This is a genomic window from Pseudoclavibacter sp. CFCC 14310, from assembly GCF_008831165.1.
Classification (GTDB): Bacteria; Actinomycetota; Actinomycetes; order Actinomycetales; family Microbacteriaceae; genus Pseudoclavibacter_A.
Genome location: NZ_WBKC01000003.1, coordinates 312,607 through 323,942, shown reverse-complemented (window position 1 = coordinate 323,942; position 11,336 = coordinate 312,607). Strand labels below are relative to the sequence as shown.

At 65.9% G+C, this 11,336-nt stretch carries 11 protein-coding genes; 7 read left to right on the top strand and 4 right to left on the bottom strand.

Going from position 1 to position 11,336, the window contains the following annotated elements; genetic code table 11:
* Positions 1-2: 2 nt before the first annotated feature.
* A complete protein-coding gene (locus tag F8O06_RS08850) occupies positions 3-1,499 on the bottom strand; it encodes a sugar porter family MFS transporter (protein ID WP_158038268.1) in 1,497 nt (498 codons plus the stop codon).
* Between the two features lie 123 nt (positions 1,500-1,622).
* Between F8O06_RS08850 and gatC the strand changes: the two genes are divergently transcribed.
* The 5 genes from gatC (at position 1,623) to F8O06_RS08825 (ending at position 6,542) form a co-directional block, all read left to right on the top strand.
* Positions 1,623-1,916, top strand: a complete 294-nt coding sequence (gene gatC / locus F8O06_RS08845; RefSeq protein ID WP_158031053.1) for an Asp-tRNA(Asn)/Glu-tRNA(Gln) amidotransferase subunit GatC — start codon at positions 1,623-1,625, stop codon at positions 1,914-1,916.
* A 120-nt stretch (positions 1,917-2,036) separates the two neighbouring features.
* Positions 2,037-3,617 (top strand): Asp-tRNA(Asn)/Glu-tRNA(Gln) amidotransferase subunit GatA, encoded by a 1,581-nt coding sequence (gene gatA / locus F8O06_RS08840; protein ID WP_158038267.1) that lies wholly within the window; start codon positions 2,037-2,039, stop codon positions 3,615-3,617.
* The gene (gatB, locus tag F8O06_RS08835; RefSeq protein ID WP_158038266.1) at positions 3,614-5,110 is read left to right on the top strand and encodes an Asp-tRNA(Asn)/Glu-tRNA(Gln) amidotransferase subunit GatB; all 1,497 of its coding nucleotides are present in this window, start codon (positions 3,614-3,616) and stop codon (positions 5,108-5,110) included. The genes gatA and gatB overlap by 4 nt, the downstream gene beginning before the upstream one ends.
* Positions 5,107-5,688, top strand: a complete 582-nt coding sequence (locus F8O06_RS08830; RefSeq protein ID WP_158038265.1) for an NUDIX hydrolase — start codon at positions 5,107-5,109, stop codon at positions 5,686-5,688. The genes gatB and F8O06_RS08830 overlap by 4 nt, the downstream gene beginning before the upstream one ends.
* A gap of 71 nt (positions 5,689-5,759) precedes the next feature.
* On the top strand, positions 5,760-6,542 hold the full coding sequence (locus F8O06_RS08825; protein ID WP_158031057.1) for an L-threonylcarbamoyladenylate synthase: 783 nt from the start codon (positions 5,760-5,762) through the stop codon (positions 6,540-6,542).
* A 172-nt stretch (positions 6,543-6,714) separates the two neighbouring features.
* Here F8O06_RS08825 and F8O06_RS08820 read toward each other — a convergent pair whose 3' ends face one another.
* Entirely contained in the window at positions 6,715-7,974 is a 1,260-nt protein-coding gene (locus tag F8O06_RS08820; protein ID WP_158038264.1) for a class I SAM-dependent methyltransferase, read from the bottom strand.
* Between the two features lie 263 nt (positions 7,975-8,237).
* Here F8O06_RS08820 and F8O06_RS08815 point away from each other — a divergent pair, with 263 nt between their 5' ends.
* On the top strand, positions 8,238-9,023 hold the full coding sequence (locus tag F8O06_RS08815; RefSeq protein ID WP_158038263.1) for a DsbA family protein: 786 nt from the start codon (positions 8,238-8,240) through the stop codon (positions 9,021-9,023).
* 140 nt (positions 9,024-9,163) lie between these two features.
* Complete coding sequence (locus F8O06_RS08810; protein WP_158038262.1) at positions 9,164-10,492, top strand: DNA recombination protein RmuC; 1,329 nt, start codon at positions 9,164-9,166, stop codon at positions 10,490-10,492.
* An 84-nt stretch (positions 10,493-10,576) separates the two neighbouring features.
* On the opposite strand, the gene trxA is transcribed toward F8O06_RS08810, so the two are convergent.
* Both trxA and F8O06_RS12270 read right to left on the bottom strand, forming a co-directional pair.
* Entirely contained in the window at positions 10,577-11,014 is a 438-nt protein-coding gene (trxA, locus tag F8O06_RS08805; RefSeq protein ID WP_158038261.1) for a thioredoxin, read from the bottom strand.
* Positions 11,015-11,142: 128 nt separating this feature from the next.
* Positions 11,143-11,304: a hypothetical protein gene (locus F8O06_RS12270; protein WP_192496896.1), complete on the bottom strand. Its 162-nt coding sequence runs from the start codon at positions 11,302-11,304 to the stop codon at positions 11,143-11,145.
* Positions 11,305-11,336 lie beyond the last annotated feature (32 nt).

The following is an 11,336-nucleotide window of genomic DNA, read 5'->3' as shown; positions in this document are numbered from 1 at the left end:
CATCACTCGGTGCGCTGCAGATCCTGTTCGATCTGCTCGAGCGAGCGGCCGTAGGTCTCAGGCACGACGGTCAGCACGAAGATCAGGCTGAGCACGTTGACGGCGGCGAAGATGAAGAACGTCGTGCCACCGATCGCGTCGAGCAGACTCGGAAAGAGCAGCGCGACGGCGCCGTTGAACACCCACTGCATGCAGATGGCGATGCCGGCGGCGAAGCCGCGGATGCGCAGGGGGAACAGCTCGCTCATCATCAGCCAGTAGACCACGGCGACCATCGACTGGATGAAGAAGAGGAACACCATCATCAGGGCCAGGATCAGCATGCTGCGGGCGAAGCTCGTGGGCAGCAGGAAGGCCAGCCCCAGCAGCACATGTGCTGAGACGATGCCGCTCAGACCGATGACGAGCATGCGTCGGCGAGGCAGCCTTGCGAGCGACTTGATGCCGACCAGCGTGGCGAGAACGGCGATGACTCCGTTGCCGATGGTGGCGACCAGCGAGGCCTGCGTGCCCAGCCCGCTCTCACGCAGAATCGTGGGAGCGAAGTACATCACCGAGTTCACCCCGGAGAGCTGCAGCACGGCGCCGAGGCCGACGCCGATCAGCACGACCCGGCGAATCCATCGAACTCTCAGATCGCGCCATGAGGCCTTCGGCTCGTCTTTGACGATCCCGATCGAGGCGGTGATGGCCTTCACCTCTTTGGCCGCCTGCGGCCGCGGGCGCAGCAGCCGTAGCACACGCCAGGCGCGCTTCTGCTGCCCGTTGGCAGCGAGCCAGCGCGGCGACTCGGGCGCGAAGAGCATGCCGGCGAAGAGCAGCACAGGAGGGATCGCGCAGATCATCAGCATGATGCGCCAGGTGCCGTGCGAGTCGCTGACCGCGGCGATGATCGCGTTGAACGTATAGGCCAGCAGCTGACCGGTCACGATCATCAGCTCGTTCTGCGAGACGAGACGGTCGCGTTTGTCCGGAGGCGCGACCTCGCCGATGAAGATGGGCACGACCGTGGAGGCGCCGCCGACGGCGAGCCCCAGCACGATGCGGAATATCACCATGACCGTCACCGTGGGCGCCAGAGCGGTGCCCACCGACCCGATCACGAAGATCGCGGCGAGCAGCAGCAGCGAGCGGCGTCGGCCGATGCCGTCGGCGAGTCTGCCTCCCACGACGGCGCCGAGAGCGGCGCCGAACACCAGTGACGAGGTGACGATGCCTTCGAGCAGGGGTGTGAGCGCGAGGCCGCCCTCGCTCTGCGGCAGCGTGAGGAACGGCAGCGCACCGCTGATGACGCCGGTGTCGTAGCCGAAGCCGATCGCACCCATCGTGGCGATGAAGACGATCAGGCGCACCCTCTTCTCGGGCGAGCCGCCGGGCATCGCGGTGGTTCTGTCGGAGGCTGCCGGCTGAGAGGCGGGCGTTCGCACCGTGGAAGCCGACGAGGGCTCCGAGGGCGAGACATGGTGATTGGATGCGGGAGGAAGATTATCGGGGGACATTGGTGCGTCATTGTACGATCGCCCCCGCCGCGAGGCAATTCGACGAAGCGCTCTGTCAAGCTGCCGGCACATCTTCCTGCGGCGCGCTGATCGCAGGCGGGCGAACTGGCTACACTGGTATGCATGGCTGAAATCTCCCGCGACGAAGTCGCTCATCTCGCGAGCCTCTCTCGCATCGCACTCTCTGAAGCAGAACTCGACGAACTGACGCCGCAGCTCGAGCAGATTCTCGAGGCCGTCGCGTCGGTCAACGAGGTCGCCACTCCCGACGTGCCGGCGACGAGTCACCCGATTCCGCTGACCAACGTCTTTCGCCCCGATGTGGTCGGCGAGACGCTCAGTCCTGACGAAGCCTTGTCCGATGCCCCCGATCGCGACGGCAACTCTTTCCGTGTGCCGTCGATCCTCGGCGCCTGACCCATTCCGGACGAGGCCGCGTCGCGACCCGGCCGAACCCAGCTCTTCGCCGCACGGACGAGACGTCAGAACGCATCGTCGCATGTGCGCGCATCACCAGCCCGCAGAGAAACGGATGAAATGACCGACCTGACCAGACTTCCAGCCTCAGAGCTCGCCGCGCAGCTTGCTGCCGGCGAGATCTCTTCCGTCGAGGCGACACAGGCGCACCTGGACCGCATCCAGGGCGTCGACGCAGACGTGCACGCCTTCCTTCACGTCAACACCGAAGAGGCGCTTGCCACCGCAGCCGACGTCGATCGGCGACGAGCAGCCGGCGAGCAGCTGGGCCAGCTCGCGGGCGTGCCGGTGGCCGTCAAAGACGTGCTCACCACGAAGGGGCAGCCCACCACATCGGGCTCGCGCATTCTCGAGGGCTGGAACCCGCCATACGACGCCACAGCCGTCGAGCACCTTCGTCAGCATGACACCGTGATCATCGGCAAGACCAACATGGACGAGTTCGCCATGGGGTCGACCACAGAGCACTCCGCATACGGGCCGACGCACAACCCGTGGTCACTCGATCGCATCCCCGGAGGGTCTGGCGGCGGCTCGGCTGCGGCCGTGGCCGCATTCGAGGCTCCGCTGGCGCTCGGCAGCGACACTGGCGGCTCGATCCGCCAGCCTGCCGCACTCACCGGCACCGTGGGTGTGAAGCCCACCTACGGCGGCGTCTCGCGATGGGGAGCGATCGCTCTGGCATCCTCGCTCGACCAGATCGGGCCGGTCGCGCGCAACGTGCTCGACACCGCTCTCATCCACGACGTCATCAAGGGGCACGACCCCAAAGACTCCACCAGCCTGACCACCGAATGGCCTTCGTTCGCCGCAGCCGCACGTCGCGGGCAGACCGGCGAATCGCTCAAGGGCCTGCGGGTGGGCATCATCCGCGAGCTGAACCAGCCCGGCTTCCAGGCCGGCGTGCGCAGCCGCTTCGACGAGACCGTCGCCCTGCTCACCGCACAGGGCGCCGAGGTCGTCGAGGTCTCGGCACCGCACTTCGAGTACGCAGTCTCGGCCTACTACCTCGTGCTGCCGGCCGAGGCCTCAAGCAACCTCGCCAAGTTCGACGGCGTGCGCTACGGTCTGCGAGTGCTGCCCGAGGGCGTCAAGCCCACCGTCGAGAACATGATGGCCGCCACTCGTGAGGCCGGCTTCGGCCCCGAGGTCAAGCGCCGCATCGTGCTCGGCACCTACGCGCTGAGCGCCGGGTACTACGACCAGTTCTACGGCAAGGCGCAGAAGGTGCGCACGCTGATCCAGCGTGACTTCGAAGCGGCCTTCAACGAGGCAGACGTGCTCATCTCGCCGACCTCGCCGACGACCGCCTACCCGCTCGGCGACAAGCTGTCGGATCCACTCGCGATGTACCTCGCCGACATCACCACGATTCCCGCGAACCTCGCCGGCATCCCCGCGATCAGCCAGCCCATCGGGCTCGCCGCCGAAGACGGTCTGCCGGTCGGTCTGCAGACCTTCGCTCCGGCGTTCGAAGACGCTCGTCTCTACGAGTTCGCCGGTGCGGTCGAGACGCTGCTCGAGCAGCAGTGGGGCGGCCCGATCATCGATCAGGCTCCGCAGCTGGCAGTGCGTTCAGGAGCCCAGGGCGGCGCCGCGACGGATGCCACGGCTCACGATTCAGAAGGAGCGGCACGATGAGCGACGAACTGCTCGACTACGACGAGGCCATCAAACTCTACGAGCCCGTGCTCGGCTTCGAGGTGCACGTCGAACTCAACACCAAGACCAAGATGTTCAGCTGGGCTCCCAACGAGTTCGGCGACGGCCCCAACACCAACGTCACGCCCCTGTGCCTTGGCCTGCCCGGCACGCTGCCGACGGTCAACGAGCAGGCCATCACCGACAGCATCCGTCTGGGGCTCGCGCTGGGCTGCAGCATCGCCGAGGTCTGCCGCTTCTCGCGCAAGCAGTATTTCTACCCCGACCTGCCCAAGGCCTATCAGATCTCGCAGTTCGACGAACCCATCGCCTACGAGGGGTCGGTCGAGGTCGAGCTCGAAGACGGCACTGTGGTGCACATTCCGATCGAGCGTGCGCACATGGAAGAAGACGCCGGCAAGCTGACCCATCAGGGCGGCTCGGGGCGCATCCAGGGTGCGACCTCGTCGCTGGTCGACTACAACCGCGCGGGCGTGCCGCTGGTCGAGATCGTGACGATGCCGATCATGGGCACCGAAGAGCGCGCCCCTGAGATCGGCCGTGACTACGTCGCCGCCATCCGAGACATGGTCAAGGCGCTCGGAATCTCTGACGCACGCATGGACCAAGGTTCGATCCGCTGTGACGCGAACGTCAGCATCCGCCCCCGTGGGCAGGAGAAGCTCGGCACTCGCACCGAGACGAAGAACATCAACTCGCTGCGCTCGGTCGAGCGGGCGGTGCGCTACGAGATTCAGCGTCAGGCCGCCGTGCTCAGCGCCGGAGGCACCATCACACAGGAGACCCGGCACTGGCAGGAGGCCAGCGGCATCACGATCTCGGGTCGAATCAAGAGCGACGCCGACGACTACCGCTACATGCCCGAGCCCGACCTGCTGCCGGTGGTGACGTCTGCCGAACGGGTCGAAGAGCTGCGCGCCACGCTGCCTGAGCAGCCGGTGATCCGTCGTCGGCGCCTCAAAGAGCAGTGGGGCCTCGGCGCTCGCGAGTTCCAGGACATCATCAACGCCGGTCTGCTCGACCAGGTCGAGGCGACGGTCGAGGCGGGCGCCACTGCGGCATCCGCACGCAAATGGTGGACGGGCGAGATCAGCCGCATCGCCAACGCACTCGAGCAGCAGGTGGCCGACCTGAGCGTCACGCCCGAGGACGTCGCCGAGATCGACGCCCTGATCAACGAGGGCACCCTGACCGACCGCTTGGCGCGCCAGGTGCTCGAAGGCGTGCTGGCCGGCGAGGGCAGCCCCCGCGAGGTCGTGGACAAGCGCGGCCTGGCGGTCGTCTCAGACGACTCGGCGCTCACCACGGCGATCGACGAAGCCCTCGCGGCTCAGCCCGATGTGCTCGCCAAGATCAAAGACGGCAAGGTGCAGGCGGCCGGTGCGATCATCGGGGCGGTCATGAAGGCCATGCACGGCCAGGCAGACGCCAAGCGTGTGCGCGAGCTGATCTTGGAGCGTGCACAGCAGTGACCGAACGCTGGCTGCCGCAGAGCGCCCACCTGATTCCGCAGCAGGCCGAGCTCGTCTTTCGCGGAGTGATCTTCGACACCTATCAGTGGCCGCAGACGCTCTTCGACGGGTCGACGGCCACCTTCGAGATGCTGCGCCGCGCTGACACCGTCGTGGTCATCGGCATCGACGATGACGGCAACGTGATCACCGAGAACGAGCACCAGCCCAACGGCGTGGTGCGCATGGGCGGCGTCGCGGCCGGCGGCGTCGAGCCCGAGGATGCCTCGGTGCTGGATGCGGCGAAGCGGGAGATGCGAGAAGAGACCGGATACGCGTTTCGCAACTGGCGTCTGCTCGAGGTGCGGCAGCCCGAGATGAAGATCGAGTGGTTCGTGCATGTCTTCGTGGCGACCGGTGTGATCGACGTCGTCGAGCAGAACCTCGATGCGGGGGAGCAGATCGAGGTGCAGCTCGAACCATACGCCGACTACTTCGCACACACGCCGTATGGGCACCGCAAAGCGCTGTCGCGCTTCGACGGCGTCGACGAACTGCGTGCCTGGGTCGGCGAGGGCGAGCACGTCACCGGCGAGTGAGCGCGGCAGACACCGCGGTAAGATGAGTGGCCGTGCACAGCACGGATCCCGAGAGCAGGAATGAAGGCGAGATGAGCAACGAGACCAAGACCATCCACTGGAACGGCGGCGTGCAGCAGGAGGGGCTTGACATCCTTCTCGGCGACGGCGGCATGATCGTGAGCCCGACCAAGGTCGGCTACATCATCATGACCTCTGACGGCAAAGGGCTCGAGCGCAAGTTCGAGGCGAAGCAGCGCAACCGCAACAAGCCGGGTGTCGTGCTCTGCGGGTCGATGGAGCAGCTGAAGCGTCTCGCACAGCTCACCCCTGAGATCGAGGCCTACTACCAGCAGCACTGGGATGAAGACATCCTGATGGGCTGCATCCTGCCGTGGCGCGAAGACGCTCTCGAGTTCATCCCCGACGAGCACGCTCGTGAGCTGGCACGCGACGTGCGCGGCACCAGCTGCTTCGTCATCCGCTTCGGCACGCCGGGAGAGAACCTCGCGGCCGCGCTGTGGGAGCAGGGCAAGCTCGCCTTCGCCAGCTCGGCGAACCCGTCTGGCAAGGGCAACCGCGGCAAGGTCGACGGCATCGGCGATCGCATTCACGACAGCGCCGACCTCATCATCGAGGCCAACGACTACGTGAAGTCGATTCAGCCGAACGAGACCGAAGAGACCCGTTACGAACAGGGCGTCATGGTGTCGATGGTCGACGCAGACGGCAAAATCGTGCCCGAGCAGCACGGCGACCGCTCGATCACCCCCTGCCCGACGCTGATTCGCAAGGGCCTCTATCTCGACCGCATTCTGTCGATTCTGTCGAAGCACTTCAACAGCTGGAACTTCCGTCAGGGCGAGTACTACTGATTCGCTGACGCCCAGCCGCCGAAGGCCCGCCGACGAACGTGTCGGCGGGCCTTCTTCGTGCGTGCGGCGTCGGTGGGGGTCTTCAGACTGTGGCGAGACCCATCCGTCACGGAGCCGCTGCCCGGCCGAGGCGTGCGTGCGGTTTACACGATCGGGCAGCGGCTGGCCGCTGTCAGCGGGCGCGTGACTCGGTGACGGTGAACTTGCGGTTGCGGTCGAGCTGTCGCGTGGGTCCGACGATGCGCTGCAGGTCGGATGCGTAGTGCAGGTGTGAGTTGAACACGGTCAGCAGTCGGCCGCCCGGTCGCAGCACTCGTGCGGCCTCTTCGAACATTTCGAGCGCCACGCCGGTATGGACGGCCGCTCCGACGTGGAACGGCGGGTTGCAGGCGACGAGATCGACGCTGTCGTCTTCCGCCTCGCACAGCAGCACGTCACGGCGAACCTCGATGCGATCTGCGAGACCGTTCGCAGCGGCGGTGAGCCGTGCGGATGCGACGGCGCTGCTCAGCTGGTCGGTCGCGATCACACGGAGCCGGGCATCGGCTTGGGCGAGAACGGTCGCGATGATGCCGGTTCCGCACCCGAGGTCGACGGCCACCGGTCTCTGGTCGCTCGAGCCGCTCTCGGCCCGCTGCTGCTCGAAGAACCGGACCACTGCATCCTGCGCTGCCTGTGACAGATAGGGCAGGAGCGCGCGTGTGCCGATGTCGAGCGAAGCTCCGGCGAAGGCCCCGGGCACTGCGCATACAGTGATCGGTGCGATGCCGTGGCCCGGATCGACCTCGGCTTCCGAGAAGGGCAGTGGGGCGGCGCTCGCCGTGTTGGCACAGTGAGCACTGCCGGCAGTGTCTGCCGTGCTGTCTTCGGCGAGGGGCTCGCTGGCGAGCAGCAGACGCGACTTCTGGTGCGCGAGCGAGGCGTGCACCTGCCCGAAACGCGACTTGAGCACGTCGTTCATGCTCAGCGACATGTGCTTGACCCGCCCGCCGCAGTAGACCTGTACGCCTTCGGCCGGGTGTGCTGCGACGAGGTCGACCAGCAGCCGCAGCTGATCGAGGCTGCGCGGCAGCTGTGCCAGCACGATGCGAGCACCGGCGAACTCCTCGGGATCGAGTGCGACCGTGCGCCATCCATCCGTGAGACCCAGCCGCATCGCGTTGGCCTGGATGGCCTGCTCGGCGACCAGCGCGTCAGTCCAAACGCGCACGTCGACTGCACCGAGCATCCGCGCACCCAGCGTCAGAGCGCCGTGCGTGTCACCGAGCACGACCACCTCGCCCGGTGCGCTCGCGGCGATCTGCTCAGCGGCTTCGGCGAGCAGCAGCCGGTCGGTCGCGTCCGAGGCCTGCAGATTGTCGGCTTCGACATCGGGCCAGCGGCGCAGCTGGTCGAACCATTCGGCGGGCAGGGCTGAGGGAGTGGAAGACATGTCTCAAGGGTAGTCGCCGGGGTTGAGCGGTATCGAGGCATGGCAAATGTCGTCTCAGCCCTTCGAGACATGCCAAGTTCCATGTCTGGATGCTGTGGGCGTGCATTTGCCATGTCCCGATGAGGGGGCCAGGGGCCGGGGGATGAGCCGGGGAATATGGAGTGGGTATGAGGTAGTGGAATCAGGAGAGATGTCACGGAGGCCCCGTCGGCTGGCTGAACAGATCAGGCTGCTCACAGCTGGCTGGTAACCTGAGAGGCATCATGCCCATTTCGTCGCACACCACTCAGCCAGCATCCCGCCCAAACTCGAAAGGTGAGCGAAAGCCCGCCGCGCTGCTGATCGACGACTTGAACCGCCGCCTGCGCCGAGCGCACATCGCCAATGCGATTCTGGCCATCGTGCTCGCGATCGCGCTGGTGGCCGTCGTCGCCCTCGCCTTCAAACAGTCGAACGGGCAGTCTGAGCCGACCGCGACCCAGACGACGCAGGCCGATCGCGCAGCCCGTCACCAGCAGAACGATCCCATGGCGGTCGGAGACATCGACGCACCTGTGACCATCGTCGAGTGGATCGACCTGCGCTGCCCCTTCTGCGCGGCCTACGCGAACCAGACGCTGCCGACGATTCTGCAGAACTATGTCGACACGGGCAAGGTGCGCTATGAGTTTCACGATGTGGCCTTCTTCGGAGATCAGTCGGTCGACGCCGCGGTCGCCGCACGGGCCGCCGGCGAGCAGGGCCGCTACGTCGAGTACCTCGAAGCCCTCTACGCAGCGGCTCCGGAGAGCGGGCACCCAGACATGCCCCGCGACCACCTGATCGCCTTCGCTCAGACGGCCAAGGTGCCAGACATGGATCGATTCACGGCAGACCTCGATCGCGCCGACCTGCGCCAGGCCGTGCAGCAGAGCACCACCGACGCGCAGCAGCAGGGCATCGACGGCGTGCCGGGATTCCTGATCGGAGACAAGAGCGTCTCAGGCGCCCAGCCAGTCGCGGCGTTCAGCAAGATCATCGACCAGCAGCTGCAGGCCGCCGGGCACTGAGGCTTCGCTGCAGCGGGGCGTCAGGCGTGACGCCGCTGCCGGTTCCCTGCAGCGACGAGTGATGTCTGAGGGTCGCTCTAAGCTCATGACGACGCAGCTTCGCCTGCGCCATGGCCGTCAAGAGTGAGGAAGCGACAAGAATGAACGTGCTGATGCTGGCTCTGCTGGGGCTGATCGCCGTGCTGTGCCTGATCGTCATCGTCCTGCTGTTGCGCGGGGGTCGTGGGGATGCTTCGGCGGTCGACTCGCGTGCGCTCGGCCGCGAGGTGCGTGCGGCCGTGGGCGAGCTCAAACCTGATCTCTACGCCCAGCAGCACGCGCTCGGGCAGCAGCTCGTGCAGAACTCGCAGGTGGTCGAGCAGCGCCTGCAGGCCTTTGAGCATGCTCAGTCGCAGGCAGCTGCTCTGCAGCGTGAGGATGCTGCCCGCGCACGACACGAGATGGGGGCGGCGGTCGATACGCGGCTGGCTTCGTTCTCCGAGCGCATGCAGACGCTGAATGAGACGCTGGCGACAGAGCTCGCGCGTCTGCGGGCCGACAACGAACGCAAGCTCGAACAGATGCGCGCCACCGTCGACGAGAAGCTGCAGGGCACGCTCGAACGGCGCCTGGGCGAGTCGTTCCGACTGGTCAGCGATCGGCTCGAACAGGTGCAGAAAGGCCTCGGCGAGATGCAGACGCTCGCCTCCGATGTCGGCGGCCTGAAGCGCGTGCTGACCAACGTGAAGAATCGCGGCAGCTGGGGAGAGGTACAGCTCGGGCGTCAGCTCGAAGACCTGCTGGCGCCCGATCAGTACAAGAGCAACGTGATCATTCGCCCCGGCAGCACCGAGAACGTCGAATACGCCGTGCGGCTGCCAGGGCGTGACGAGACGTCGGTGGTCTACCTGCCGATCGACTCGAAGTTTCCACAAGAAGACTACGAGCGTCTGCTGCAGGCGCAGGAGGCCGCCGACACCAGCGGCATCGAGGCTGCCGGCCGCAGCCTCGAGAAGGCAGTTCGCCTGCAGGCAAAGACCATTGCGAGCAAGTACATCGATCCGCCGCACAGCACCGACTTCGCAATCATGTACCTGCCAACTGAGGGTCTCTTCGCCGAAGTGATTCGCCGCCCGGGGCTGGCCAGCGACCTGCAGACGCAGTTCCACGTCATGGTGACCGGGCCGACGACGCTGATGTCGCTGCTCAACAGTCTGCAGCTGGGCTTCAAGACTCTGGCCATCGAACAGCGCACGTCTGAGGTGTGGAAGATCCTGAGTGCTGCGAAGACCGAGTTCGGCAAGTACGGGCAGGTGTGGGAGAAGCTCAGCAAGCAGCTGCAGACGGCCCAGCGCACTGTCGACGAGGCCGGTCGGCGCACGCGTGCGGTCGAGCGCAGGCTGCGTGACGTCGAATCGCTCGATGCCGGCGCACCCGAATCGGCTCAGCTGATGAACGACCTGTTCGAAGCAGACGCGAACCAGGACTGATACTCGAAGGCCGCGCCCGTTCGTGAGAGAGCGCGACCTTGGGCGGTTCGATATATCTGCGGTCTAAGCGCCGTCTCCCGTGGTCTACGCTTCGTCTCCTGAGGTCTGTGCGGCCTGCGTGCTCGGCGCACCCTGAGAATTCTCTTCCGTCGCCTGCTGCGATGCCTGCTGCTGTGCGATCTCGGCACGAACCTCGTTCATGTCGAGCTGGCCGACCTTCTCGATGATCTCGGTGAGCTGAGCGATGTTCATTGCACCGGGTTGAGCGAAGATCGGAATCTGCTCGCGGAAGATCACGAGCGTCGGAATCGAGCTGATCTGGAAGGCCTGCGCCAGCTCCTGCTGGGCGTCGGTGTCGACCTTGCCGAACACGATCTCGGGGTTCTTCTCTGAGACGTTCTCGAAGACGGGCGCGAATGCGCGGCACGGGCCGCACCACGACGCCCAGAAGTCGAGCAGCACGATGTCGTTGCCGGTGATTGTCTCGTTGATGTTCTCGACTGTGATCTCTTGAGTAGCCATCGTCTATGTATATCCGTTCAGTGTGAGTGGGTCAACGGCGAAGCGGGCCAGCGTGCGAGGCGGCACGACTCGATCGCCGGGCAAGACATGGCGACTTCGGCAGCCGTATGCACCCGCAGAGGGTCTGCTCACCGAAAGATCTTGGCGAACCAGCCTGTGTGCTGCTGCTCTTGCTCATGCCCCGGGCAGCGCTGGTCTTTCGGCACGCCGCGCATGACTTGGTCGACATGCTGGCCGCAGCCGCGCCAGGTGATCTTGCCGCAGGTCTTGCATCGAGTCTGTTGGCACATCGTGGTCTCCTTAGTGTGTGGTCGTCGTCGTG